Source organism: uncultured Dysosmobacter sp. (assembly GCF_947631165.1).
Lineage (GTDB): Bacteria > Bacillota > Clostridia > Oscillospirales > Oscillospiraceae > Oscillibacter.
Map to the genome: position 1 here is coordinate 1 of NZ_CANRKH010000035.1, position 25,016 is coordinate 25,016.

The window sequence follows — 25,016 nt, forward strand, 5'->3', positions numbered from 1 at the left end:
CTGGCCGGCGCCGGTCTCGGTGGTGACGCCGACCAGCCCCTGCTGTTTGGCGTAGTAGGCCTGGGCGATGGCGCTGTTCAGCTTGTGGGAGCCGGAGGTGTTGTTGCCCTCGAACTTGTAGTAGATCTTGGCCGGCGTGCCCAGCTTCTCCTCCAGGCAGTAGGCCCGGACCAGGGGAGAGGGGCGGTACATCTTGTAGAAATCCCGGATCTCCTGGGGGATGGGGATCTCCCGGGTGTCGTTGTCCAGCTCCTGGCGGATCAGCTCGTCACAGAACACGGGGCGCAGGTCCTCAAAGCCCATGGGCTGACCGGTGCCGGGATTCAGCAGGGGAGCGGGCTTGTTCTTCATATCCGCCCGGACATTGTACCAGGTTTTCGGCATCTCATCCTCGGACAGGTAGATCTTGTAAGGGATGTTCTTCTCGGTGGTCATAGCGGTACTCCTTTCATATCCGGGGCCCATGGGGAAATAAAAAAGACTCTCATCCCACAAGGACCACTCCAATGGTTCCTTTGGGACAAAAGTCTAAAACTTCTGCGGTGCCACCCAAATTGACGATCACTCGTCCGCTCGGCGACGTGCCAACACACGTCTTTCCTTGGTAACGGGGGAAAAGCCCGTCGGATCTTACTGAGAGCAGCCGCTCCGTTCAGTCCGCCCTCCGCAGTCCATTCGGCGGGGCCACTTCTGCTGCCATTCCACCACCGGCAGCTCTCTTGGAGAAGCGACGTCCGTGTACTCGTCTGCGTCACAGGTTTTGCTTTTGGATTTGAACGCAGTGTACTCCGATGAAGTGCGTTTGTCAATCCCTCAAAAATATATTTTTCAGTTTGGATAAAAAACACCCGCTGTACCCTGGAAAAAACTGTATATGTTGAACAAAACACGCGATACGATCCAAACCAGACAAAGCGGAGCGGACAGACACCAGCCCGTGCCTGTCCGCTGTAGTGCGTTACCGCTGATATTCAAACTCGAAGTTGTACATGGACACCGTGTCGCCGTCCTGGATGCCCAACTGCTCCAGCTGCTGGAACAGACCGGATTCCCGCAGGGTCTTGTCAAAATACATCCGGCTTTCATAGTCGGAGAAATTGATATTTCCCATGAGCCGCTGGAGCCAGGGGCCCTCCACCAGCCAGGTGTGGCCGTCGTCGGCGCGCTGGATCTCCAGCGGCGCGGAGGCGTCGATGACAGGGGGCTTCGGCACGTATTCCGCCTGGTACACCGTGACGGGAGGCAGGGAGGACAGCATCTCCGCCACCTTGCCCACTAGCTGCCGGGTGCCCTGGTGGGACGCCGCGGAGATCTCGAACAGGGCGTAGCCCAATTCCTCCGCATGGGCGCGGAGCCGCGCCAGGTTTTCAGGGTCCTCCATGATATCCACCTTGTTGGCGGCCACGATCTGGGGCCGCACCGCCAGCTCGGGACTGTACTGCTTCAGCTCCTCATTGATGGCGTCGAAGTCCGCCACAGGGTCCCGGCCCTCGCTGCCGGAGACATCCACCACATGGACCAGCAGGCGGCAGCGGTCGATGTGCCGCAGGAAGTCATGGCCGAGACCTGCGCCCTCGCTGGCGCCCTCAATGATGCCGGGAATATCCGCCATGACGAAGCTGACGCCCTCGTCCACCCACACCACACCCAGGTTGGGGTACAGGGTGGTGAAGTGGTAGTTGGCGATCTTCGGCTGGGCCTTGGACACCACGGACAGCAGCGTGGACTTGCCCACGTTGGGGAAGCCGATGAGGCCCACATCTGCCAGCAGCTTCAGCTCCAGAATGACATCATGGCTCTCGCCGGGGAGGCCCGCCTTGGCGAAGCGGGGCACCTGCCGGGTGGGGGTGGCGAAGTGCATGTTGCCCCAGCCGCCCCGGCCGCCCCGGCAGAGCACATAGGGCTCCGAGCCGGACATGTCCTGGATGATCTCATTGGTCTCCGCGTCCCGCACCAGAGTGCCCCGGGGCACCCGGATGATGAGGTCCTGTCCGTCCTTGCCGGACTTTCTGGCCCCCTGGCCGGGCATACCGTTGGACGCCACGTATTTGCGCTTGTAGCGGAAGTCCATCAGGGTAGACATGTTGTCGTCCACCACCAGGACGATGGAGCCGCCCCGGCCGCCGTCGCCGCCGTCAGGGCCGCCGGCCGCCACATATTTCTCCCGGTGGAAGGAGACCACGCCGTTGCCGCCGTCTCCGGCGCGAACCGTGATCCGGGCCTTGTCGATAAAAGATGCTGCCATAAACACACCTCCAAGAGTTGTTTGTATCGTTCATGAATTTGAAAAATCGCACAGGATTTTTCAAGCGGGCCATGCCCGCTGTGGGGAAAGCGCACAGGGATGGACGATGAAATTCCAATCAAGGCCGCGGCCTGTCACAGCGTCCATGTGCTGTGACACCTGAAACGTGACTTGCCGCTTTTCAAGTTATTGGATTTGATGATAGTATACCCTCAGTGGACAAAGGGCAACACGCCTGCCAGCGGCTAAAATCAACGCTGGCTGTGTCATCGTCTTAAGTGGTGCCGCCCAGCACCGAGGACAATGCCGCCAGCTGCTCAAGATGCCCCGAAAAACCGCGCTGCCCTTTGTTCACTGAGGGTACCCATTGAGGCGCATACATCCCAAGGCGCGGAAGCTGTGCCCTCGGATGCAGACGCCTCACCTGAAAAGAGCCCCGAACGTGTGCGTTCGGGGCTCCAAAGCTCTGATTGCTTACTCGGCGTCGTAAACAGAAGCCTGCTTACGATCCTTACCCAGGCGCTCGAAACGGAGCACGCCGTCCACCTTGGCAAACAGGGTATCGTCAGTGCCGATACCAACGTTCTTGCCGGGATGGATGCGGGTGCCGCGCTGGCGGACCAGGATGTTGCCGGCCTTGACAAACTGACCGTCGGCGCGCTTGGGACCCAGGCGCTTGGACTCAGAGTCACGGCCGTTCTTGGTGGAGCCGCCGCCCTTCTTGTGGGCGAAGAACTGAAGACCAATACGAATCATGATACGGACCATCCTTTCTTAGAAATTTTAGATGGAGAGGAATCAAGCTTCCTCCAAAACCTCGATGTTGTCGGGAAACTCGTCGTGAAGCTGGGAGAAGTAGACCATCAATCCTGTCAAAAGCGCCTGACAGGTGCTCTCGGCTGTGGGAGCCAGGCCCCCGGGCAGACGGAGAGAGATGGACGCGTCGTTTTCTCGGACCTTCACGGACGCCGCCAGACCCAGCACGTCGTTGATGGTGGCCTCCACCAGACGAATGGCGCTGGTGACGCCCGCGCAGACGATGTCCGCGCCCTCTTCGGCGTAGCCGCTGTGGCCCCTGGAGTCAAAGCCGGTGATGCGGCTGCCCTCCGTGCGGAATGTGATCGTCGTCATGCTCAGACAGAGATCTTCTTGATCTCGACCTTGGTGTAGGGCTGACGGTGGCCCTGACGCTTCCGGTAACCCTTCTTGGGATTGTACTTGAAGATGCGGATCTTCTTGCCCTTGCCGTTCTTGACGATGGTGGCCTCCACGGAAGCGCCCTCCACCACGGGGGTGCCGAAGGTGGCCTTCTCGCCGTCGATGACGGCCAGGACCTGGTCGAACTTGACGGCCTCGCCGGCTTCCTGGTCCAGCTTCTCGATGTAGACCACGTCGCCCTCGGCGACCTTGTACTGCTTGCCGCCGGTCACGATGATTGCGTTCATTTGTGTTTCAACTCCTTCATTTACGGGCTCGCTGTCGGGGGCGGCGCACGGGGCGCACTTGAAGACCCATTCAAAGCGGCTTATCAAGTATATCAGCCGAATTCTAAAATGTCAACGGATTTTCGGAATAAAATCACAAAAATCAATAAATATCCCAATAAAAAAGCCGGTGAGTGGAGAAGCGGGTCAGGCCGGAGACGGTGACAGTGAGTTTGTCCAGCCCGTCTATTGAAACTGCCTCCCACGTGTCCGGCGTTCGGGGATTCAGATAGAAGCCGAAGTGATTGCCGTCCTTAAAGATGAGTCCGCTGGCACCGGCCTCGGAACAGGGATAATGGATCCCATCCACGACAGCAGTCATAGCGGCAGTGGTCGTCATAGTCCAGGTGGTCTTATCTACACGCATGGACTGGCAGCCGGATACCAGCTGGCCGCCGGTGCGACCGTAAACGCCGCAGGCACGGAACCAGACCCGGTACTCTCCCGGCATGTTCTCGTCCACCGAATCCACCAGAACGCAGCAGCCGCTCTCATCCTCATACAGCACCTTTCCCGCGTTGCTTTCCAAGTCGTTTAAATCCAGCTCCATCGAAAAGCTGCTCGGCATGTTCTGATAGGATGTCTGGTAATTTGAATCGGTAAACTGAAAGGCAAGACCATGCTTCCAGGTACCATATGCTCCGTTTTTGAGTGTTATAATCATCAAAACAGCCAATATAACAGCAAATCCGGCGCCTATCAGCGCCCATCGCCGCTTTAGCTGCCACAGGTTGGGAGACTGGGGAGCAGTACCGTAGATGACCTCCGTCACCTCCACCCCCAGGGCTTCCGCGATGCGCTCCAGGGTCTCCACGTCCGGCAGTGCCTTGCCCGTCTCCCAGGCCGATACCGCCTGCCGGGTGACGAACAGGCGCTCCGCCAGCTCCTCCTGGGTCATGTGCTTTGCGGCACGCAGTCGCCTGATGTGTGATCCAACAGACGCCATTAGGCATCACTCCCTCAAATTTGATGGCCCCAGCCTATCACAGGCCGGGGCCAAAAGTCACGCAAATATCCTTTGCGTGGAGAAGTTCAGGCGTCATAGGCCAGCTTTTCCACCGTCCAATCCCGGATCAGGTCCGCGTACCATTTGCACACGGCCCTGCCAGTGGCCACGTCAAGGTTTACATAATTCCCACACTCCGCGGGACTTTTTCCCGGCATTTCCCCGGAAAACTCTCCGGCGGCGTCAAAGACCTCTTTCAGAAGCTGGACAGCCTCTGCCAAGGACAGCAGCCGTTCGTTGAACAGAAAGTAAAAGCCCGTCTGACAGCCCATGGGGCCGAAGTAGACCACTGCCTCCTTGGCCTGGGAATTCCGCAGCAGCGTGGCGATGAGGTGCTCGGTGGAATGCATTTCGGCGTTGCTCAGCAGGTCCCCGGTGTTGGGGCACTTGAACCGCAGGTCGAAGGTGGCGACGTCCCCGTCCCGGCGGGAGAGGTAAAGCCCCGGCAGCAGCTTGTTGTGGTCCACGGTAAAGCTGGCGATCCGCTCCATTTACAGGTCCTCCTTCTGCAAAGCCTGGACGAAGGGCAGCAGCACGCCACCCAGCTTTTCCAGGGCTTCTCCAAAATCAAAGTACTCCTCCGCGTTGCTTTCCCGGAACAGATGGTCCGACACGGACTTCAGCGCGGCGAAGGGCACATCGTTCCGCAGGCACACCTGGGCGATGGCGCAGCCCTCCATCTCCAGCAGCAGGGGGGAGAAGGTGTCTCGGATCCACTCCGCCCGCCGGCACTTCACAGCGAACCAGTCGCCGGTGGCCACCCGGCCAGTGGCGGCGGTGACGCCCAGGTCCTTCAGGATCTCTACACACCGCTCCGGCTTCCAGGTGGGGAAGTTCAGACGGTTCACCGTGGACACCAGGCCGATCGGGTCGCCGATGGCGGTGGTGTCCACATCGTGCTGGATGAATTCCGACGGCACCACCAGGCTGCCGGTGGCCAGGTCCGTGGCGCAGCCCGCGACCCCGGCGTTGACGATCATGTCCACGCCGTACTTCAGGCACAGGATCTCCGCGCCCATGGCGGCGTTGACCTTGCTGATGCCGCTGGCGCAGGCGATGACGTCCGGCGCCACTTCAAAAAACGGCACGCCGGAGACGGTCTCAAAGGGGGCCAGCGCCTTGGCACCCGGCAGGGCGTGAAGCTCCGCCTCCATGGCAAATTGCATTCCGATCTTCATGTTGTTACCTCACTGTTCCTCCGGCAGCTTCCTGCCGCATTTTCCGCAGAAATCGAAGTCCTCGCCCAGCCTTGCGCCGCAGTAGGGGCAGAAGCGGAAGCCGCCGTCCGCCGGGGCCTCCCCATCCTCCTGCGGGCCGGACCGCCGGTCCAGGGGGTCCGGCTCCTCGCCGTCCTCCACAATGTCGAACGCGGAGTAGCGGTGTTCTCCCGTGGCGTTTTTCAGGTTGTACACCACCTGGACCACGCCCAGGATGATGAACAGCACGCCGAAGAGGGGAAAGAACCCCGGTGCGCCCATGGACACGGCGCTAATGGTCCAGAAAATGCCGAAAATCACGGCGATCACAGAGCCGAGGGCTCCCATGGCCGACGGTCCCCGGCCGGGCTTCACGCTTTTCATCAGACGTACCTCCAAACAGATCTTGCCGCCAGTATAGCATATGTCACGCCGTTCAGCAATCACGAATTCTCCCCAGAATCAAATTTTCGCTTTCCGCTCAAAACGGATTGCAGCATGTTCGTGGGGGCGTCGAGCCAGGGCGTTCCGGGATTGAAATTTGTTCTCCGCCGTTACAGGACCCATTCGCCGTGTCCATAGGTGAAAAAAGGGAGGAGCGGTTCACCGCTCCTTCCAAATAAAGATGGGCATGGGCGGGTCACCGCGGCGATTGGCCCAGTCGCAGCGGAGGACAGAGAACATCCGGTCGTCCAGCGTTTCCAGATAGGCAGAAACGGCGTTTTTTTCGCTGTATCCGTTTCCCTTTCCGTAATAGAGGGCGATGGCCATCACGCCGCCGGGCCGCAGCAGCCGCAGTCCGGCTCTGATGGCCGCCACGGAGCTGTCCGCCTGGGTGAAGATACGGGGATCCCCGCCGGGGAGCCTGCCCAGGTTGAATACCACGCAGTCCACGGTTTCCGGCTCTGCGTACTGCTCCATATGGGCGTGGCTGTCCAGGATGACCTGGGCGGCAAGACCCTCCACAGCCAGCAGCGCCCGGGTCTGGCGGACGGCCTCCTCTTGGATGTCAAAGGCCAGAACCCGGCCGGACGGCCCCGCCAGACGGCACAGCAGCGCCGCGTCCCGCCCCTTTCCGGCGGTGGCGTCGATGCAGAAGGCACCGGGGCGGACGTGCCGTTCTAAAAATTCGTGGACCATATGCAACGTATTTAACTGCATGGAAATTCCTCCCTGGGCGTTGGACGATGATAACGGTTTTAACGTCCGAAAAAAGTTCCCGCTGTACATACAGCGGGAACTTTTTTAAGCGTCTCAGCCTTTGACGATAGACGCGGTATCCTGGGCGGTCATCGGTACCCCACGGGGCAGGCCCCGCGGGGGCCCCGTGAGATCAAATATGCTCGGGCGGAGTGGATCCGCCCTCCGCCAAGGTTTTGCCCATGGCAAAACGCTTGTACGGCGTGACCGCCGTCCTGCTTTGCAGGGACTCGGAATCGATGATCGAGTTTCCCACGGAACGCCGCTTGTCAGAAAAACTATCTCAGCCTTTGACGATAGACGCGGTATCCTGGGCGGTCATCGGTACCCCACGGGGCAGGCCCCGCGGGGGCCCCGTGAGATCAAATATGCTCGGGCGGAGTGGATCCGCCCTCCGCCAAGGTTTTGCCCATGGCAAAACGCTTGTACGGCGTGACCGCCGCCCTGCTTTGCAGGGACTCGGAATCGATGATCGAGTTTCCAGCGGAACGCCGCTTGTCAGAAAAACTATCTCAGCCCTTGACGATAGACGCGGTATCCTGCGCGATCATCAATTCCTCGTTGGTGGGGATCAGCAGGACCTTCACCTTGGAGTCGGCGGCGGAGATGACGGTCTCCTTGCCGCGGGTGTTGTTGGCGGTCTCGTCCAGCTTCACGCCCATATACTCCAGGCCCTGGCACACCATGGAGCGGATGGCCTTGTCGTTCTCGCCCACGCCGGCGGTGAAGATGATGGCGTCCACACCTCCCATAGCAGCGGCGTAAGCGCCCACGTACTTCTTCACCTCATAGGCAAACTTCTCCTGGGCCAAAGCGGCTTTCTCGTCGCCGTTGGCCGCGGCACTCTCCAGGTCACGGAAGTCGGAGGACACGCAGGACAGGCCCTCCACGCCGGACTTCTTGTTCAGCACGTTCAGCATTTCGTCGATGTTCATGCCGTACTTGTTCATCAGGTACTGCAGGATGCCGGCGTCCAGGTCGCCGGAGCGGGTGCCCATGGGCAGGCCGGCCAGGGGGGTGAAGCCCATGGAGGTGTCCACGCTCTTGCCGCCGTCCACGGCAGCGATGGAGGAGCCGTTGCCCAGATGACAGCTGATGAGCTTCAGCTCCTCGGGCTTCTTGCCCAGCATGGCGGCGGCGCGGCCGGAGACATACTTGTGGGAGGTGCCGTGGAAGCCGTAGCGCCGGACCTTGTCGTTCTCATAGTAGGCATAGGGCAGGGCGTACATAAAGGCCTTGGGGGGCATGGTCTGGTGGAAGGCAGTGTCGAACACAGCCACCATGGGGGTTCCGGGCATCAGCGCCTGGCATGCCTTGATGCCGATGATGTTGGCGGGATTGTGGAGGGGGGCCAGGGGATTGCACTCCTCGATGGCGGCCATCACCTCGTCGGTGATGAGCACGGACTTGGCGAACTTCTCGCCGCCGTGCACCACACGATGGCCCACAGCGTCGATCTCCTTCATGGAGCCGACCACGCCGTTCTTGGCGTCCACCAGGGCGTCCAGCACGGCCTGGATGGCCTCGGAGTGGGTGGGCATGGCCACGTCGATGGCGTCCAGGGTCTCCTTGCCGGCGACCTGGGGCTTGTAGGTGAATTTGCCGTCGATGCCGATGCGCTCGCACAGGCCCTTGGCCAGCAGATCGCCGGTCTCAGGATTCAGCAGCTGATACTTCAGGGAAGAGCTGCCAGCGTTGATGACCAGAATGTTCATGTTTACCGTCTCCTCTTCTTTTGGGGAAGCCCTTGCGGCTTTTCCAGAAATGATATAAAATAAGGTCAAATATGTTCGCCCTGTCCAGGCGAAATTTTACAAATACCATTATACCAGATATCTTTCGGGTTACAACTGCAATTTTTACCGAAATGTAACTATTTTGTTACCGGTTTGAGGTGATTTCCATGCACACAGCAGGTATTATAATAGAGTACGACCCTATGCACCGGGGACATTTGTACCTGCTGAAGCAGGTCCGGGCTGAATTGGGACCGGAGACCGCCGTCATCGGCGTCATGAGCGGGAACTTCGTCCAGCGGGGGGACTTCGCCCTTCTGCGGGAGCATGCCCGGGCGGAGGCCGCCGTGCGCAGCGGCATGGACCTGGTGCTGGAGCTGCCCCTGCCCTGGGCCGTCAGTTCGGCGGAGCGGTTCGCCGACGGCGGCGTGCAGGTGCTGCTGGGAACGGGCCTGGTGACAGACTTGGCCTTTGGCAGCGAGTGCGGCGACGCGGCGGCGCTGATGGAGCTGGCCGCCTGCCTGGATTCGGAGATCTATCACGTCGGGGTCCGCCGCTTTTTGGATGAGGGCATGCCCTTTGCCGCCTGCCGCCAGGCGGTGGCACGGGGGATATTGGGCGGAGAGAAGGCGGCCCTGCTGGAGGGCCCCAACAACAATTTGGGCGTGGAGTACTGCAAAGCCCTGCTGAGGCGGAACAGTGCGGTCCGTCCACTGGCGGTGAGACGTGCCGGAATGAGCCACAGCGGCCAGGGAGGCGGTTTCGCCCCGGCCACGCTGCTGCGGCGGGCTTTGGCGGAGAACGGGGAGGATGCCTGGGCACTCTCAGAGATGGCCCCCGCCATGGCAGAGATCTATAAGAGGGAAGCGGCCGTCGGACGGGCGCCGGTCCTTCTGAAAAATGCGGAACGGGCCATGCTGGCCCGGCTCCGCTCCATGACCAAGTCGGACTTTGCTGCCCTGGATGAGGGAAATGAGGGATTGTACAACCGGCTGTACGCGGCCAGCCGCGCCGCCGTCTCTGTGGACGGCGTGTGCCAGGCCGCTAAGACGAAGCGCTACGCCTACGCCCGCCTGCGCCGGATGGTGCTGTGGGCCTATCTGGGCCTGACGCCCGCCGGATTCCCGGCGGAGGTCCCCTATCTGCGGGTCCTGGCCGCCAACGAGACGGGCCGCGTCCTGCTGGCCCGGATGCGAAAGAGCGCCTCCATTCCCATTTTGACCAAGCCGGGGCATGTCCGGCGGCTGGACAGCGCCGCACAAGCCCTGTTTGCCCTGGAAGCCCGCGCCGCCGATCTGTATGCTCTGGCGTATCCCGACCTGACTGCCGCCGCAGGCGGCATTGCCTGGAGAGATGGCCCCGTGCTGGTGATGTCCGGCGGGCCACCGGAAAGGAGCTGACCATGACAACGCTGATCTCGTTGCTGATGACCCTGCTGCTGACGGCCTGCGCCTCCACCGCCACCATGACGGATGTGAAGAACGCGCTGCCGCCGGAGGCGCTGCGTACGGCGGAGCCGGAGATCCAGTACACTGTGGAGCTGCGGATCTGGGAGGATGAGGCCCGGGCGGAGGATGGGACCCTGCTGGTCTCCCGCAGCTTCCGCCTGCCGGTGATGACCGTCTGCCGGGAGGATGGGACTGTCATCAATGAAGCCCGGACGGAGGCGGAGAGCGCCGCACTGGCCGCAGCGGCGGCCTTCAACGAAAGATTTGAGGAGTGGACCTCCGGGACCGCGTTCCAGGGGCTGGCCGCCGAGGCGGAGACGGATCTGGAATGGCGGCGGAGCGAGGGCATGGAGTGGCAGACCGGCTATGAGCTGACTCTGGACTGCATGGTGTATCAGACGGACCGGCTGGTCAGCATCGCTGGCTCGTATTACAGCTACATAGAGGGTGCCGCCCATCCCAACACCTGGCAGATGGGCTGGACCTTCGATCTGGAGGCCGGTGCCTTCGTGGAGCCGGAGGAGCTGTCCGAGGGCGCGGCGCTGGGAGATGCGGTGACGGCGGAGATCCTCCAGCTGGCCGCCCTCCCCACAGAGGACGGCCCGGCGGCCACGGAGCAGTATTGGGAGGACTATGAGGAGATCGTGGCCAACTGGACCGGCTACGCCGTATTTTTTGACGGGACCGGCATGAACGTGGTGTTCTCGCCCTATGAGCTGGCTTGCTATGCGGCGGGGCCGCAGGCGTTCCATATCGCGTATGAGAAGCTGGAGCCTGGCCTGAATCAGCGGGGGCGGACCCTTCTGGGCCTGGATATGGCGGAGTGACCGGCTTATACAGCAGAAAAACGGTGCGGACAAGCTGTCCGCACTGTTTTTTGTCTTGACATACCTTGCAACTCTATGTATAATGGACCCATAAGGCATAGAGAGACTATGTATATTGCGATCAGGAGGCCTGCCATGAAAAAGAAGCAAAGTATCGAGCACACCCAGCTGCTGGTGCTGTCCCTGCTGGCGGGGGAGGACATGTACGGCTACCAGATGATCATGGAACTGGCCCGCCGCTCCGACCGCACCTTTGAGATGAAGGAGGGCACGTTGTATCCTGTGCTCCATGGATTGGAGAAGGACGGCTATGTGGAGGCTTACCAGCAGGAGGCCCCCACGGGCCGGATGCGGAAGTATTACCACCTGACCCGCAGGGGCGGCGCGGCACTCAAGACCGAGGCGGAGGCGTGGAAAACGTATTCCGGCGCCGTCAACGCCGTGCTCCGCAGCAGCCCCGGCCTGAATCTGGCGTGACATGACCCGACGGGAATACACGGCTCGGGTGCTCATCTGCCTCCGCAGGGTTACAAGACAGGAGCGGGAGGCCATCCAGGCGGAGATCGACGGCCACATGGAGGACCATATCTGCGCCCTGCTGGGCCTGGGTTATCCGCCGGAGCTGGCGGAGGAACGGACGTTGGCCCTCATGGGGGACCCGGCGGAGGTGGGCCAGGAGCTGAACAGGCAGTATCCTTTCCGGTGGCTGGCGGTGAAATGGGGCGCTATCGTTTTGATGCTGGCGCTGGCCCTGCTGGTGGCCCGCCCCGCGTGGACATGGGCGGGAGTGGTGTCCGACAATCTGTGGAACCGGTTTGCTCCGACCCATCAGCTGGACCTGCGGGAGCTGAGCCTGGAGGGCTATGTGGACGGGAAGTATGTACGCATTGCGTCGGATGTGGCGGAAGTGGACCTGCGGCAGACCGACGGAGGCGTCACCATGCGGGTCTATCAGGCGGGGCTGGAAGTACCGCTGGCGCCGAAGACGGAGGCGTGGGTCTCGGTGTGCCTGTACAGCGAAAACCCCTTTGGGGAGACGCCACAGATCTATGGAGATGTGATCGATATGACCGGTCCTCTGGGGCGGGAGGTCACCTGCACCTTTTTTTCCGGCGTCAAGAGATCCTTCACCGTTCGCGGCCAGGTGCGCCGGGGCGAGGAGCTGCGGTTCACCTATGAGCAGTACGGGCATCGCTTTGACTTTTCGGTGCCGCTGCCGTGGGGGGAGGCGCTGTCATGAGGAAGAGACCAACGGTGACTAGGCGGCGGGCGGCTCTGCGGTGGCTGGTGGCGCTGTGCCTGCTGGCGGCGGCAAGCCATGTCCTGGGCTGGTACTGTATGACACCGAAGCGGGCCTTGCGGAGCATGGAGCGGACTTTTTTCACAGAGCAGACAGAATTTTTGGCCCGAGTAGAGCTTCCGTATTTTAGCCAGGAGCTGCGGCTGTCCGGCGGGCCGGATGTGACGCTGCTGGCCGGATACAGCTTTTCATGGCGGAGCGGCTGGCAGGGAAGCAACATGGTGATCCTGGAGCGGCAGCGGGACTGGCCGTTCACGGCGGAGTGGTATGGGAGAATGGCCGTCAGAGATCATGTATATACGGAATATTCCTACATCTTTGGCTGTGTGGAGGACCCGGCGGTCACGGAGCTGGAGATCGTATACACAGCCATTCGGGGCGGCCATGACCAGACGGCCCGTTTGGCGGCCAGGGATTGGATCACGGGGGAGAATGGACGGCGGTATTTCCTGTATGCCATGGAGCCGGAGGAGGAAAGCTGGGAGCGGTGCTGCTCCGTCACCGGCTATCTGGCGGATGGGACCGCCGCGGGGACCTTGCAGATTTTGGACGGCAGGCCCTATTGGGAATAAAGCCATGTCTCCGGCGCTGGCAGCCTGCATATGGAAACCGGCCTGGACAAGCGTCTGGGCCGGTTTTCACAATAGTTGACGTAATAAGTTTTCCGTAAACTCATTCAGCCGCTCCCCGATCCCCGGCAGCTCCACCGCCGTGCCTGCGTCGTTGGCGGTCTCCAGCAGGCAGAACCGGGCAGGCAGCCAGAAGCCCTTGTTCATGTTCAAGGCGGACACCACCTGGCTGGCCACGATGTCCCCGCCGGAGTAGCCGGACACCACGATGGCGAACACCGCCTTGCCGGTGAAGGGCGCGGCGCGGTACAGGGCCGTCAGGCGGTTGATGGCCGCTGTCAGGTTGGCGGAGAGGGCGTCGTTGTAATTGGGGCAGAGCAGCACCACCGCGTCCGCCTCCCGGATGGCGGGATACACCTCCTGCACCATCACGCCGCCGTAAAAGCAGTCCCCCTGCTCGCCGTAGTGGAGGCACATGGTGTAGGGGCAGCCGCCGCAGTCCTCCAGGGTTCCGTTCCGCAACCCGATCTCCGTGATGGAGCAGGCTTCCGCCAGCCGCTCCCGGCACCGGCTCCAAAGGGCCAGGGTATTGGAGGTGCGGCGGTTGGAGGCGTGGAGCACCAGCAGGTTTGGCCGCTTCTGCCGGGGCGGCGCGAAGTCCAGGACCCGCCGGACCAGATCGGCGGCGGCCAGCCGGTAGGCCTTCTCCAGGGAGCAGCCGGCGTTTTTGGCCTGAACGGTGAAATTCCGCAGGTCCCCCGTGGCCTCCACTAGGGGGCGGCCCGGAAAGGCGCAGCCTGCCATGCTGGCGGCCAGCACCAGCTCTCGGCCCGCAGCCTTGGTGTACAGGTCGCCGGGAGCGTCGATCAAAACACCGCCCACGCTGCCGTCCAGACAGCCGGGGTGGGTCCGCAGGAAAGCCAGCAGGCTGGAAAACGCCGGATTCACGCCGCCCTTTCCCAGGGGGACGGCGAAGAGGATGCGCTGGCCGTCCAGCGGGTCTGTCAGCCAGTTCACCGTCTGGCAGGGAAGGCCCTGCACGGCGGCGGACAGGACCCCGTCCAGCCGGGGAGAAGGGCCGTCCCCCAGGCGGATCAGCGTTAATGAGCATGGCATTTTGACACGCCCCCTTTTTTGAGAGTGGAGATATCATGCAATGAGGAATGAGAAGTTAGGAATTGTATAGATATGAAGGAAGAAAATTAAAAATCTCCACGCTTCACTCTTTTCAGCGCCGCTTCGGTCTCGCACAGCCTCTCGAACAATTTGTCCGGCAGGTCCAGGGTCTCCCACTCCACGCCCTGGGGGGTAAAGCGGTTTTTCACGCCGAACCACACGCCGCCCAGGCACAAGGAGGAGCAGTGCCAGTCCCCCCGGAGGGCCAGCAGCAGCTGCATGGCGCCGGAGGACACCGCTGGAGCCACATAGGGCTTGAAGCCCAGGTCCCGGATGCGGAGGTTGGCGGTCTCCACCAGCTCCGTCAGCTCTTGGGACAGGGCGTCGTCGTAATGTTCGATGGAGTTGGCGATGACCAGCCCCTGACCGTGGGGGCCGAAGGAGCGGCCCTCCGTGAGGAAGCTGGCGAAGCGGGGGTCCCCCTTGGCGAAATAAGCCGCCCGGGCGGTCATGACCCCTAGACCGAAGCCCTGCACCTGCTCCGACAGCAGGCCCCGGTGGTCCAGGGTCCCGTCCGGGGCGGTATTGGAGGCCAGCCACGCCGCTTGGCACAGGGGGTCCACCGGGTCGCTCAAAACCATGAACAATCCGCCGAAGTTTGCCGCCCGGGCCTGCCGGGCAAAGCTTTCCACCAGAGGCCGGTTGGCCTCGAATTGGGCCATCCGTACGTCCTTCACACCGCTGCCCACCGCCGGGATGGCCTTGGTGGCGGCAAAAATGAATACGTCACAGTCAAAGAGACGCTCCGCCGACACCGGTTCCACCTCCGGCAGCGCGCCGTAATCCCAGGGCCAGGCGATCTGGCCCATCTCGGCAGTCCACCGGGCCACGGTGTTTTCATGGAGGTCGCAGATGCCGATGGCGGAGATCGCATCGCCACCCAGCAGCTTCAGGGCTGTCAGCAGGGTCCCGCCCACGTCTCCCACCGCCAGCAGGTGGACCCGTTTTTTTCCGGGCCGGGAGGCGGTGAAGGCCAGGGCGTCCCGCCACCGGGGATGGGCGGCGTTCACCGCCGTCAGCCCGCCGTCTTGAATGGCTCCCAGGGCCTCTGGCGGCAGGTCCGCCGGGTGCGGGGCCATCCGGCGGGGGTCCAGCCAGGAGACGTCTGCCGTCTCCGCCGTCAGCTGCCGGGGGCTTGTCGCCCGGAAGCACACCGGAGCGGCGCTGGCGAGCTTCGTCAAAAACAGGGAGGGGGTCCCAAGAGGGGCTTTTTCAAAGGGCAGGTCCAGCGGTGACACCGCCAGCCGGCCTTGGAGATCATAGTAGTTCATTGTTTGCTTCCTCACGTAGCCGTATTTCAGACTGGCCCCGATGTGCTGCGCGGCAGGGCCAAGGCGATTATACCACAAGCGCCGTCATAAGAGAAGTGCGATCCTGCAAATACTGTCCGTATGCCTTGCTCCAATTGGAAAAATGGAGCGGCCCCGTGTTCTGGGACCGCCCATATGTGATATTTTGAAGATCAGCGTTCCTGTTTTCGGGCTGGCCGCTCCTTCAGCCGGAGGGCCGCCTGGAGTTTTTTCCGGTTGATGAAAGCCAGCAGCAGCCCGGCGGCGGTGAGGCTCCAGAGCAGGACCGCCAGCCCTTCCAGGTGGTATTCCTGCACGAAATATTTGTAGCTGCGGCCCACGTGGCCGGCGCTCCAATGATACCAAGCCTGTCCGGCTTCGTCGTATGTGATCCAGGGGACCATGACCTCCACGAACCGGGAGGCGATGTATATGGCGAGATTGCCCAGTGCTCCAGCGGCCGCCGCGCAGAGACCCAGAATTTTTTGCGCCTTTTTCTTCGCGGGAGCTTCCGGCCCCGGCGGGGAGGGAAGCTCCCGCTCATCGTTCAGCAGGTCGTCGGCGCTCACCCCGAAGAGCCTGCTGAGCTGAAAGAGATTAGAGGCGTCCGGCTGTGCCGAGCCGATCTCCCAGCGGGAAACGCTCTGACGGGAGACCCGCAGCTGTTCGGCCAGCTCCTCCTGGGTCATGCCCCGCTGTTTCCGCAGGGCTGCAATTTTATCGTTCAGCTTCATAGAGACCTCCATTGTTTTGATGCCTAAATGATATAGTCAATGCACTTGAAAAATAGCAAAGCTATTTTCAAGCAGGCTTTGCCCGCTTGCGTGTGAAACACGCGGTTATTGACTATGAAATCCAAATCAAGGCCGTGAACCGCGGCCTGTCACAGCGCGTGCGCGCTGTGACACTTGAAAAATGGTTTTGCCGCTTTTCAAGTTATCTGAATTATAGCAGATTTCCCAGCATGGTGCCACCACATGAACGCTGCGATTCCGCAACAAAATGTTGCATAGACCGGAAAAGCCCTCAAAAACGGCGGATATCCAGAAAAATCGACAAGAACCACGGCTGTGTTCCGGGATATCGGGCAGACTAGCGGTGGAGGTGAGTACGCCATGGATGGATTTCAAAGCTATCTCTGCCTGACAGATCTGCTGGACCAGGACCTGTCGGCCTATGAGTATTTTCAGACATTGTCCCCGGAGATGCAGACCAAGCTGCGCCGGGAGGACGGCTGCATCGGCACGCTTGACGAATTACAGGCCCGCGCCGGCCATCTGCGCGCTTCCGGCATCATGGGCTGAAGAGGAGAAGCAGTACCTGTGACGAATGTCACAGGTACTGCTGAGACTGGCGGAAATCCCAATAGGGGATTTCCGCCAAAAGGCTGCGGTCCGCTGCGCACACTCTTTGACTGCCTGCGGCAGTCAACTCGCACACTTGCGGACCGAGAAGTATGTTTCCCGACGCACAGGTCGCCGGAAAACATGGATTTCACGTTTTTCGCGCCTCCGGGCGCGAACTCTGTGAGACTTTTTTAAACAGGATGAAGCAGTACCTGTGACATTCGTCACAGGTACTGCTTCATCTGGGAAATGTTGGCCTCTTCGGTCCGCAGCAGCTTTTCCGCCAGCTGCCGCACCTGGCGGTCGTTCCCCTCATAGTCGTTGAGATGCCGGGTGCTTTTTGTGACGCCCATGGTGTTGCCCTGGATGACCATCTCCGCGATGTTGGAAGCGGAGGGGTCTGCCATTGTTTTCACGGTGGACATGACCTCGGAGGAGATCCGGGCCATCAGGCCAGGGTCCCGGGGCGCTTCGCCCAGCTTTTGCAGCAGCTTTCCGGCGGCGGCGGAGATGTCCCGGTATTCCTCCGTCTGCTGGGCCAGCGCCCGCCGCAGGTCCTCGCTCTGCACCTGGCCCTCCAGGCTTTTCAGACCCTGGATGCCCATTTCGGCGGTCTCGTGGACATATTGGAGCAGTTCCATATCCTGCATATCGATCACCTCGCTCTTAGTATGCCCGGCTTTTCCGGAAAAAGTCCCGCTCTCGCGCTCTGCCGTCTGTTTTTCATGGCGTCTCTTGCTTGATCCCGGTCATGTGCCTCCCATGCCGGGCCGCGTGGATCTGTGAAAATTTATAGCTCCCCGTCTTGTAAGTGCCCGGCAAAAAAGATATAATAAATAATACTCTACATAGAAAGGACGGAGAACACATGAGACAAGCATGGAAAAAGGCCGCGTCTTTGCTGCTGGCCCTGGCACTGACCCTGTCGCTGGGGACGACGGCTCTCGCGGCGGACGAAAAAACGTCCGGCACGGCTGAGGAGGGTCCCCTGGGCATCGTCAGCGCCATGGCTGTGGAGCTGGAGGCCCTGGTGGACGCCACGGATGTGACGAAGCAGGAGGTCATTGCCGGAAACACGTTTTACACCGGTAAGCTGAACGGTGTAGATGTGGTCCTGGTGCAGGCCGGCGTGGGCAAGGTGCTGGCCGCCTCCTGCGCGGAGACCTTGATCGACGCCTATCATGTGGGCGGCATCGTGTTCACCGGCATTGCCGGCGGTGTGGGCGACACGATCAAGGTCATGGACATGGTCATCGCCACCGAGCTGGTGCAGCATGACTATGGCACGGAGACCAATGACGGCTTTGTCTGGAACGGTGAAGCTGCCGCCAACGCGGAGACGGGCATGATCCCTGTGGACGAGACCCTCTCCAAGATCGCCTATGACTCCGCCTGCAAGGTCCTGGGTACCGATAAGGTCCACCAGGGCGTCATCGCCACCGGCGACCAGTTTGTTGCCAGCGAGACCTATGTGAAGGAGCTGCAGACCAAGTTCAACGCCATGGCCTGCGAGATGGAGGGCGCCGCTGTGGCCCGCGTGGCCGATCAGTTCGGCGTGCCCTGCGCGGTGATCCGCTGCATGTCCGATAAGGCGGATGGGCTGGCTCACGACACCTATGCCTTCAACTACACCCAGGCATCCAACACCTCCGCCTCTGTGGTAATGGACATGCTGAAGACCATCTATGAGACCAAGACAGTCCTTCCCGCCGCCAAGGACGACGCGGTGAAGGATACCACGCCCCGCACTGCGATCATCAGCGCCATGGCTGTGGAGCTGGACGCTCTGGTGAAGGCGGCCGACATGGAAAAGGAGACCGTCATCGGCGGCAAGACCTTCTATGTGGGCAAGCTGAACGGCGAGGATGTGGTCATGGTCCAGGCCGGCATCGGCAAAGTCATGGCTGCCAACGGCACTGCCGCCCTGCTGAATAACTTTACCGTCAAGGGCGTGGTGTTCACCGGCATCGCCGGTGGTGTGGGCGATACGGTCAACGTCATGGATATGGTCATCGGCACTAAGCTGGTGCAGCACGACTACGGCACGGAGACCAACGACGGCTTTGAATGGAACGGCAAGGCCGCCGCTGATAAGGAGACCGGTATGATCCCTGTGGACGGGAGCCTCTCCAAGGTCGCCTACAACTCCGCCTGCAATGTCCTGGGCTCCGCCAAGGTCCACCAGGGCGTCATTGCCACCGGCGACCAGTTCATTTCCAGCGAGACCTATGTGAAGGAGCTGCAGACCAAGTTCAACGCCCTGGCCTGCGAGATGGAGGGCGCCGCCGTGGCCCGCGTGTGCGACCAGTACGGCGTGCCCTGCGCGGTGATCCGCTGCATGTCCGACAAGGCGGACGGTCTGGCCCATGACACCTATGCCTTCAATTACACGGAGTCCTCAAACACCTCTGCCTCTGTGGTGATGGATATGATGAAGACCCTCAGCACCGAGCTGCCCTTTACGGATGTGAAAAATACCGACTGGTGCTTCACCGCCGTGAGCGCCGCTTACGCGGACGGCCTGATGGGCGGCAATACCGCCACGACCTTCAACCCCAACGGCAGCACCACCCGGGGCCAGATCGCCGCTATCCTGTACCGGCTGGAGAAGGAGCCTGCCGTTACGTCCGAGGCCAAGTTCTCGGATGTGAACGAGGATCAGTACTATGCTGACGCTGTGGCCTGGGGCAGTGCCAACGGCATCGTTCAGGGCTATACCGACGGCACCTTTGCGCCCAACCGGCCCATCACCCGGGAGCAGCTGGCGGCCATTCTGTACCGCTATGCCAAGCTGAAGGGCTATGACGTTTCCGTGGGCGAGGACACCAACATCCTTTCCTTCAGTGATTTCCAGCAGATCGGCGAGTACGCCATTCCGGCCATGCAGTGGGCTGTGGGGGATGGCGTCATGAACGGCAAGACCAGCACCACCCTGGTCCCCAAGGGCACCGCGACTCGCGCCCAGGTCGCGTCCATGCTGGTCCGTTTCTGTGACAAGCTGGGTTAGTGAGCACCCCGGCATCACATGTTTAGAGCATTCATCCGTATTGCGGGAGCGAGTCAGGCTGGCTCGCTCCCGCGCTGCGGCAAAAGGCCCCTGAGATCCCAGTGATCCCAGGGGCCTTTTGCTGTTTCTCTTCCTTCTAGACGGGAAATTCCGTGCGGAGATGAAAGGGGGCCAGGCGTGGGCACGAACTGCTTGAAAATCGTCTGCGATGTTCGGGTTCATTGCCCGCGCCGTTTCTTACCGGCGATTCACTCTGCGTGTCTCCCGGTTTTTCTTCTCTGCGTCAAGAACAGTGCGATCAATCCCGCGGCAGAGAGCGCCATCAGTACAAGCCACAGCGCCGTGTTCACAGAATCGCCTGTCTGGGGCGCATCCGCGCCCGCGCCGGGCGGCAGCGGGTCATCCAGCGATGTTGAATTATCCGGCCTCCTGGGTTCGTCCGGCTTCTCCGGCTCGTCGGGCTCGTCGGGCTTGTCGGGCTTGTCGGGCTTGTCGGGCTCGTCAGGCTCGTCGGGCTCGTCAGGCTCGTCAGGCTCGTCGGGCTTGTCAGGGTCATCGGGTTCGTCCGGGTCATCGGGTTCGTCGGGCTTCTTGGGGTCATCAGGCGTGTTGGTGACGGTGAAGACTTTGTCAAAGGTGCTTCCATCTTGATTACCGTCCTCTTGGTCAATGCCCTCCTGGTCTTTGTACACGGCGTCCGCCAGCCTGAAATGCAGGGCCTCTGCCGGGTCTATGGTCTCTGTCAGATATCCATCTTCATCAGTGCCCAAATAGATCGTAAGCTTTTCGCCGCTCTCATAGATAGTTATGCCGAGCATGTATTCCCTGTCCGCTCCTTCACAGGGGAACAGCATGAGAGTGTCATAAGGATTGGTGTCGGAAAACACGATAAGCTCGTCACGATAGCAGCAGACAGTAAACTTTTGACTCGGATTTTCGGGATCATACGGATTGAATGCAAGGCCATTGTTTGACAATTCAAGCGCGCTGTCTGTTGCCTGCCCGTTTTCACAGACCTTGAATGCCGTATGTACAGGCCGGAAGCTGTCTGCCGGAAGTTCATCCAGCTTAACCCCGGTGTCAAAGTTACGGAACTCAAAGGCCGTTGCCTCACTCATGCTGTCGGTAATTGGCGCAGAATCCCCGTCGTCAGGCACCTTGAGATATAGGGTATAACCGGATTCTACCATATAAAGGTAGTATTTTCCCGCTTCTCCGGTTTCCATAAAATTAACGGTACCGTAATATGGGGGGTAGCCTTCCTCTTCTGCCTGTTTTACGACCAGAGTATCTTCTCCATTCAGGAAAAGCAGTTGATCTTGCTTTCCCTGAACATAGGGCTGAAGCGGCCCGCTGCCGTAATCGCTGCTGAAGGTCAAAGCAATCGAATCACTGCCGTCATCAGGCGTATAGACCGCCTGAACAGGGTAGGAGGTGCCCGGCGCCAGCTTTTCCGGCTTCTCCGGCTCTGCCGGTTCCTCCGGGCCTCCCGGTCCCTCCGGCTTCGGATCTGCCAGGCCGTATGTGGGGGCATAGCCGGCCGGCGGATTCAGCTCCCGCACGGTGTATTCGTGGGTCTCCAGGGGGATCTTGGTATGCTGACCCGTCGCCTCGGCATACGGACCATAGGCGGAATAGGTCCAGCGATCATAGGGCACGTGCCTGAACTCGTCCTCCCACTGGTTTTCTTCGCTCAGCGTGACTTTGTAGGAGGTGTCCACTCCGTTTTCCACCAAGCAGACCTCGACCTCGTCATCGCTGTGATCCTTCTCGTCAGCGTCAGCCCAGATCTTCTCGACCGGGATGGAGGTCGTGTTTTCGTGGATCTCCCGATAGGATTCGTTATAGATCAGGCCGATTTGGGTCTGCCAGCCAACGTTTTCAGGCACGAAAACATTGACGCCCACATATTGTTCTTCGATGACGACCCAGAAGTGCGCTTCATTTTTCTGTGGTATCCTATTCACCTGAACGGTGAACTCCTGCGTGCCCGGTGCAACCTTAACCGTTCCGACCTTCTTATTGTTGAAATACAGGGTCGCGGCGATGTCATCATACTTCTCCCGAACGGGGAAGTTCAAACTGCCGGTGATCGTGACGTTATAGGTGCCGTTGCCATTATCAGTGATGATCCAGTCCTCGGAATCCAGATCGTAGGCGACAAAATTGGGGTACTTGGGCGTGACCGAGATCCTCTGGAAGGTCAGGTTCTTATCAGCATTCGGCTGCGTGCAAAGGTTGAATCCCTCCAGATACAAAGGATATCCATTCTCAAACCGCGATGCTTCATATTGGAGGTAATACTCGTCGGCCCCAACATACAGAGGTTTTGAGGCATCCATAGTGCGCCCCGGCGGCAGGATAATCTTATTCTCGTAATCGTTGACGTACAAGTTTCCGGTGTCATCCACTGTCACCGGGAGATTCGCGAAATACCGCGTGGTCCACTGGAACTCCAATACGTACGATTCATAGTTTTTTTCATGGCTATTCAGCCCGTTATCCTCTTTACGATCTCTGGTGTCATAGTAGAATTCCAGATAAATTTCGCGGTGGTCCTCGGGAAAGAGGACACCGGGGAACCACTGAAGGGTATCATGTTCGTCTAAATACCACATTTGCCGGATGTCATCCGGATCATATGGCAGGAGATAGACACTGTCATAGAAGGAGGACATGCCAAGCGCCCAGGTGTGTCCGTTGATCTCTGTGGTGAGGGCGAAATAATCCCCTTCCACCGTGGTGAATCCGCCGTCGGCCGTATCCGCCGTCTCGCCGTCCGCGAGGGCCATCGCGGGGGCGACAAAGGACCACAGGTAGTCGCGCACGGTGTTGACGTCCTCTTCTGCCTGTGCAGGGTCCGACACATAGCTGTCGGACTTGTGGACCTCATAGGAGGTATGTGCCCAGCCGTCGCTGGATTCATAGCCCCAGGGGCCGTCGTCCCGGGGATTGGTGATGGTATAGATGGCGGCCTGGATGCCCGCCATGATCTCGTCCGCGCCGCAGCCGGGGGAGACCTCATAGCCGGCCTGCTCCATGTTGGAGAGGAACTCCCTCTCCGTCACATAGGGGTAGCAGTTGGGGATGATGGCGGCAAGGGCGGCTTTCTGCCCGGCATTGAAGCCCTCGTAGTCCTCCAGGCTGACGGATGTATACTGGCCTGGCTCGGTGAACGTGGGCATGCCATTCTCGTAATCGGCGCAGTAACTGACAATGTAATTGCCGTTATCGTATTCCGTACTGGAAGGCCGGAAGCTCCCGGTTCCGTCGTCCATCAGAATGAAGTTTTCCACGCCGGTGCCGTCGTTCAGCAGGTGCTGGCTGCCCTGATAGACCGAGTAGAGTCCGCCGAAGCTGACGGTGTCCGGATCCTGGTCCTTTTTCAGAGCGGTGGCAGGCAGATCTGCATCCGAATCGACCACCTCGGCCAAATAATAGGCGCAGCACTCCGGGTCGTCTTCGGAAACGCCGCCGCAAATGTACTGCCAGATGCCGAGATACGCGCCGCTGCCATTGCTGAGATAGGCATAGGCCTGCTCCGGGACCGGCTCAATGGTGACCGCAGCCCGTTCGCTGGAGATGCTGGGCGTCTGCGCTGCGGCCAGGCCCTCGCTGGGCTTCAGATAGAGGCCGGTATCGATGTTCCGGAAAATCGCTTGATTTTCGCTTGGGACAGAGACGGTCCACAAAATGTCCTGCCCATTGGTGTAGAAAATATCGTCCACGGAGGCCTCGCAGGGCGCGGCGCCGTACACGCCGCTGGTATCCCCGTTCGGGCAGAGGTCGTTGTTCGTCAGGTTGTCGGCACCGTACCGGGCCAGACGGCCGCTGCCGCTGAGGGCATAGTGCAGGCGGTTGAACTCCGTCGCGCTGAGGATGGCGTATGTTTCACCGTCGCTGATATCGTTCCAGTCCACAAGGCGCAGCAGGACCCCCTCAGGGACCGCCGTGGTGCTGCCCGCCGTCTGCTGCTCCTTTTGCAGGAGCTTTGCAAAATAGAACCGGGCGGCCAAAGCCGGATCGGTCGTGATGTGGAACGCGTCCCCATCCAGCGCCACATACTGTCCGTCTGCTGTGGCAATCAGGGCAGATTCGCCGTCCTTTTCGGCAAGGTAAAAATCATCGCAGATATTGTCATCCAGCAGGCCATCGGCGGCCGTCAGGTACTTGTTGGAAGCGCAGCTGCGGATATACTTGTAATAACTGCCCTCAGCTGGTTTCTCACGGTTGTTGTTCACAGTCCAGAGGACATTCTGGTCCGGCGAGAACAGATCTGTCCCAACAGCGGCCTCTCCGTCCAGTTCCAGGGGAGAGGAGCATTGGGCTTTGTTTGTGATAGCGATGTATTTTCCGCCTGCCTCAGTAAAGATCACGTATTGATCGTCTCCGTAGACCTGATTCGGGGAAACGATCCTTGCACGGAAATCCCTTTGCGGGAGCAGTTCCGGGAAGAGAACTCCCTCCGGAGGCTCCGGATCATCCGGCTCCTCCAGAATCTCACCGAAATAGAAGACATTCTCGTAGTTTTCTTTTGTGATGCCAAAAGGCTGCCCATCCCAGGGCTCCGGCTCCTTGTCCGAAAGCTGGAGGTACACAGTCTCTGTGGCCGCACCGGCAAGAGACAGCGTTCCGTTGGGATTGATTGTCAGGCCGCTTGCCGTTTCTGTTTCGCTGACGGCAAGGGCGGTCCCATCCTCCGAGACGGTCAGGAATCTGCCGCCGTTCTCGATGAACAGGTCCTTATCTTCCTCGGTAAGGGTCCATCCCAGGCCCCTTTGCGCCAAGTAGATAGTGCTGCCGGGGGCGGCACAAGCGTCGCGGGTCATGCCCATTGCCGCAGCGGCCGCGCCGGCGCCGATGGCATAGGTATGGCCGCCCCATACGCACGAGGTAAAGATCACATAGGATTTGCTCCCATCAAGGATCAGCTGATCCGGCGCGGCAGTGACCGCGGTCTCCACCGCATCCTCCGGGCTGACTGACATCAGCGCGATCGCTTCCTCTCCGGCCGGTTTGCCCTCCGCGTTGTTGGCGGGTCCTTCGGCTTCCGCGTCCGGCTGTTCAGCCTCCGTGCCGGACTGGTCCGCTGGCTGTTCGGATCCGTCAGCCTCCGTGCCGGACTGGTCCGCTGGCTGTTCGGATCCGTCAGCCTCCGTGCCGGACTGGTCCGCTGGCTGTTCGGAT

General features: G+C 60.6%; 22 protein-coding genes and 1 pseudogene. 7 read left to right on the plus strand and 16 right to left on the minus strand.

Features of this window, described 5'->3' with window-relative positions:
- The 11 genes and pseudogenes from Q0Z69_RS13500 to Q0Z69_RS13550 all read right to left on the minus strand — a co-directional run.
- Window positions 1-435: pseudogene (locus Q0Z69_RS13500) on the minus strand (TrpB-like pyridoxal-phosphate dependent enzyme); the annotation flags it as partial.
- A 523-nt stretch (window positions 436-958) separates the two neighbouring features.
- Entirely contained in the window at window positions 959-2,245 is a 1,287-nt protein-coding gene (obgE, locus tag Q0Z69_RS13505) for a GTPase ObgE (protein ID WP_298034614.1), read from the minus strand.
- A 474-nt stretch (window positions 2,246-2,719) separates the two neighbouring features.
- Window positions 2,720-3,001, minus strand: a complete 282-nt coding sequence (gene rpmA / locus Q0Z69_RS13510; RefSeq protein WP_298019898.1) for a 50S ribosomal protein L27 — start codon at window positions 2,999-3,001, stop codon at window positions 2,720-2,722.
- A 42-nt stretch (window positions 3,002-3,043) separates the two neighbouring features.
- The gene (locus Q0Z69_RS13515) at window positions 3,044-3,376 is read right to left on the minus strand and encodes a ribosomal-processing cysteine protease Prp (RefSeq protein WP_298034616.1); all 333 of its coding nucleotides are present in this window, start codon (window positions 3,374-3,376) and stop codon (window positions 3,044-3,046) included.
- Between the two features lie 2 nt (window positions 3,377-3,378).
- Window positions 3,379-3,690 (minus strand): 50S ribosomal protein L21, encoded by a 312-nt coding sequence (gene rplU, locus Q0Z69_RS13520; RefSeq protein WP_298034618.1) that lies wholly within the window; start codon window positions 3,688-3,690, stop codon window positions 3,379-3,381.
- A 142-nt stretch (window positions 3,691-3,832) separates the two neighbouring features.
- Window positions 3,833-4,675, minus strand: a complete 843-nt coding sequence (locus tag Q0Z69_RS13525) for a helix-turn-helix domain-containing protein (protein WP_298034620.1) — start codon at window positions 4,673-4,675, stop codon at window positions 3,833-3,835.
- Window positions 4,676-4,761: 86 nt separating this feature from the next.
- Window positions 4,762-5,226 carry an S-ribosylhomocysteine lyase gene (locus tag Q0Z69_RS13530; protein ID WP_298034622.1) on the minus strand — a complete coding sequence of 155 codons (465 nt, stop codon included), beginning with the start codon at window positions 5,224-5,226 and terminating at the stop codon, window positions 4,762-4,764.
- Entirely contained in the window at window positions 5,227-5,913 is a 687-nt protein-coding gene (gene mtnN / locus Q0Z69_RS13535; protein WP_298034624.1) for a 5'-methylthioadenosine/S-adenosylhomocysteine nucleosidase, read from the minus strand.
- A gap of 9 nt (window positions 5,914-5,922) precedes the next feature.
- Window positions 5,923-6,315: a zinc ribbon domain-containing protein gene (locus Q0Z69_RS13540; RefSeq protein ID WP_298034626.1), complete on the minus strand. Its 393-nt coding sequence runs from the start codon at window positions 6,313-6,315 to the stop codon at window positions 5,923-5,925.
- 219 nt (window positions 6,316-6,534) lie between these two features.
- Entirely contained in the window at window positions 6,535-7,092 is a 558-nt protein-coding gene (locus tag Q0Z69_RS13545) for a class I SAM-dependent methyltransferase (RefSeq protein ID WP_298034628.1), read from the minus strand.
- A gap of 551 nt (window positions 7,093-7,643) precedes the next feature.
- Window positions 7,644-8,846, minus strand: coding sequence for an acetate/propionate family kinase (locus Q0Z69_RS13550; protein ID WP_298034631.1), 1,203 nt, complete (start codon window positions 8,844-8,846; stop codon window positions 7,644-7,646).
- A gap of 188 nt (window positions 8,847-9,034) precedes the next feature.
- Here Q0Z69_RS13550 and Q0Z69_RS13555 point away from each other — a divergent pair, with 188 nt between their 5' ends.
- The 5 genes from Q0Z69_RS13555 (at window position 9,035) to Q0Z69_RS13575 (ending at window position 13,014) form a co-directional block, all read left to right on the plus strand.
- The gene (locus Q0Z69_RS13555) at window positions 9,035-10,267 is read left to right on the plus strand and encodes a nucleotidyltransferase family protein (RefSeq protein ID WP_298034635.1); all 1,233 of its coding nucleotides are present in this window, start codon (window positions 9,035-9,037) and stop codon (window positions 10,265-10,267) included.
- 2 nt (window positions 10,268-10,269) lie between these two features.
- Window positions 10,270-11,142, plus strand: a complete 873-nt coding sequence (locus Q0Z69_RS13560) for a DUF3298 and DUF4163 domain-containing protein (protein WP_298034638.1) — start codon at window positions 10,270-10,272, stop codon at window positions 11,140-11,142.
- A 135-nt stretch (window positions 11,143-11,277) separates the two neighbouring features.
- On the plus strand, window positions 11,278-11,619 hold the full coding sequence (locus Q0Z69_RS13565) for a PadR family transcriptional regulator (RefSeq protein WP_298034641.1): 342 nt from the start codon (window positions 11,278-11,280) through the stop codon (window positions 11,617-11,619).
- 1 nt (window position 11,620) lies between these two features.
- Window positions 11,621-12,382, plus strand: a complete 762-nt coding sequence (locus Q0Z69_RS13570; protein ID WP_298034644.1) for a permease prefix domain 1-containing protein — start codon at window positions 11,621-11,623, stop codon at window positions 12,380-12,382.
- The gene (locus Q0Z69_RS13575; RefSeq protein WP_298034647.1) at window positions 12,379-13,014 is read left to right on the plus strand and encodes a hypothetical protein; all 636 of its coding nucleotides are present in this window, start codon (window positions 12,379-12,381) and stop codon (window positions 13,012-13,014) included. Before Q0Z69_RS13570 ends, Q0Z69_RS13575 begins: the two co-directional genes overlap by 4 nt.
- 66 nt (window positions 13,015-13,080) lie before the next feature.
- On the opposite strand, the gene Q0Z69_RS13580 is transcribed toward Q0Z69_RS13575, so the two are convergent.
- The 3 genes from Q0Z69_RS13580 to Q0Z69_RS13590 form a co-directional block, all read right to left on the minus strand.
- Window positions 13,081-14,127, minus strand: a complete 1,047-nt coding sequence (locus Q0Z69_RS13580; protein WP_298034650.1) for an NAD(P)H-dependent oxidoreductase — start codon at window positions 14,125-14,127, stop codon at window positions 13,081-13,083.
- An 86-nt stretch (window positions 14,128-14,213) separates the two neighbouring features.
- A complete protein-coding gene (locus Q0Z69_RS13585) occupies window positions 14,214-15,458 on the minus strand; it encodes a lactate dehydrogenase (RefSeq protein ID WP_298034652.1) in 1,245 nt (414 codons plus the stop codon).
- A gap of 191 nt (window positions 15,459-15,649) precedes the next feature.
- Window positions 15,650-16,210 (minus strand): helix-turn-helix transcriptional regulator, encoded by a 561-nt coding sequence (locus Q0Z69_RS13590; RefSeq protein ID WP_298034654.1) that lies wholly within the window; start codon window positions 16,208-16,210, stop codon window positions 15,650-15,652.
- Between the two features lie 381 nt (window positions 16,211-16,591).
- Between Q0Z69_RS13590 and Q0Z69_RS13595 the strand changes: the two genes are divergently transcribed.
- Complete coding sequence (locus Q0Z69_RS13595; RefSeq protein ID WP_298034656.1) at window positions 16,592-16,780, plus strand: hypothetical protein; 189 nt, start codon at window positions 16,592-16,594, stop codon at window positions 16,778-16,780.
- A gap of 266 nt (window positions 16,781-17,046) precedes the next feature.
- Here Q0Z69_RS13595 and Q0Z69_RS13600 read toward each other — a convergent pair whose 3' ends face one another.
- Window positions 17,047-17,472: a DUF2383 domain-containing protein gene (locus tag Q0Z69_RS13600; protein ID WP_298034657.1), complete on the minus strand. Its 426-nt coding sequence runs from the start codon at window positions 17,470-17,472 to the stop codon at window positions 17,047-17,049.
- A 218-nt stretch (window positions 17,473-17,690) separates the two neighbouring features.
- Here Q0Z69_RS13600 and Q0Z69_RS13605 point away from each other — a divergent pair, with 218 nt between their 5' ends.
- The gene (locus Q0Z69_RS13605; protein WP_298034660.1) at window positions 17,691-19,829 is read left to right on the plus strand and encodes a 5'-methylthioadenosine/adenosylhomocysteine nucleosidase; all 2,139 of its coding nucleotides are present in this window, start codon (window positions 17,691-17,693) and stop codon (window positions 19,827-19,829) included.
- 248 nt (window positions 19,830-20,077) lie between these two features.
- Here the strand turns inward: Q0Z69_RS13605 and Q0Z69_RS13610 are convergent.
- Window positions 20,078-25,016, minus strand: a 4,939-nt coding sequence (locus tag Q0Z69_RS13610; RefSeq protein WP_298034663.1) for a Cna B-type domain-containing protein, incomplete at its 5' end; no start/stop codon positions are given.

Coding starts and splice junctions, on each gene's coding strand:
- Q0Z69_RS13515 (WP_298034616.1), bottom strand. CDS start 3,376: ATGACGACGATCACATTCCGCACGGAGGGCAGCCGCATCACCGGCTTT.
- Q0Z69_RS13550 (WP_298034631.1), bottom strand. CDS start 8,846: ATGAACATTCTGGTCATCAACGCTGGCAGCTCTTCCCTGAAGTATCAG.
- Q0Z69_RS13580 (WP_298034650.1), bottom strand. CDS start 14,127: ATGCCATGCTCATTAACGCTGATCCGCCTGGGGGACGGCCCTTCTCCC.
- Q0Z69_RS13585 (WP_298034652.1), bottom strand. CDS start 15,458: ATGAACTACTATGATCTCCAAGGCCGGCTGGCGGTGTCACCGCTGGAC.
- Q0Z69_RS13565 (WP_298034641.1), top strand. CDS start 11,278: ATGAAAAAGAAGCAAAGTATCGAGCACACCCAGCTGCTGGTGCTGTCC.
- Q0Z69_RS13595 (WP_298034656.1), top strand. CDS start 16,592: ATGGATGGATTTCAAAGCTATCTCTGCCTGACAGATCTGCTGGACCAG.
- obgE (WP_298034614.1), bottom strand. CDS start 2,245: ATGGCAGCATCTTTTATCGACAAGGCCCGGATCACGGTTCGCGCCGGA.
- rpmA (WP_298019898.1), bottom strand. CDS start 3,001: ATGATTCGTATTGGTCTTCAGTTCTTCGCCCACAAGAAGGGCGGCGGC.
- mtnN (WP_298034624.1), bottom strand. CDS start 5,913: ATGAAGATCGGAATGCAATTTGCCATGGAGGCGGAGCTTCACGCCCTG.
- Q0Z69_RS13545 (WP_298034628.1), bottom strand. CDS start 7,092: ATGCAGTTAAATACGTTGCATATGGTCCACGAATTTTTAGAACGGCAC.
- Q0Z69_RS13575 (WP_298034647.1), top strand. CDS start 12,379: ATGAGGAAGAGACCAACGGTGACTAGGCGGCGGGCGGCTCTGCGGTGG.
- Q0Z69_RS13600 (WP_298034657.1), bottom strand. CDS start 17,472: ATGCAGGATATGGAACTGCTCCAATATGTCCACGAGACCGCCGAAATG.
- Q0Z69_RS13530 (WP_298034622.1), bottom strand. CDS start 5,226: ATGGAGCGGATCGCCAGCTTTACCGTGGACCACAACAAGCTGCTGCCG.
- Q0Z69_RS13605 (WP_298034660.1), top strand. CDS start 17,691: ATGAGACAAGCATGGAAAAAGGCCGCGTCTTTGCTGCTGGCCCTGGCA.
- Q0Z69_RS13555 (WP_298034635.1), top strand. CDS start 9,035: ATGCACACAGCAGGTATTATAATAGAGTACGACCCTATGCACCGGGGA.
- Q0Z69_RS13560 (WP_298034638.1), top strand. CDS start 10,270: ATGACAACGCTGATCTCGTTGCTGATGACCCTGCTGCTGACGGCCTGC.
- Q0Z69_RS13570 (WP_298034644.1), top strand. CDS start 11,621: ATGACCCGACGGGAATACACGGCTCGGGTGCTCATCTGCCTCCGCAGG.
- Q0Z69_RS13525 (WP_298034620.1), bottom strand. CDS start 4,675: ATGGCGTCTGTTGGATCACACATCAGGCGACTGCGTGCCGCAAAGCAC.
- Q0Z69_RS13540 (WP_298034626.1), bottom strand. CDS start 6,315: ATGAAAAGCGTGAAGCCCGGCCGGGGACCGTCGGCCATGGGAGCCCTC.
- Q0Z69_RS13590 (WP_298034654.1), bottom strand. CDS start 16,210: ATGAAGCTGAACGATAAAATTGCAGCCCTGCGGAAACAGCGGGGCATG.
- rplU (WP_298034618.1), bottom strand. CDS start 3,690: ATGAACGCAATCATCGTGACCGGCGGCAAGCAGTACAAGGTCGCCGAG.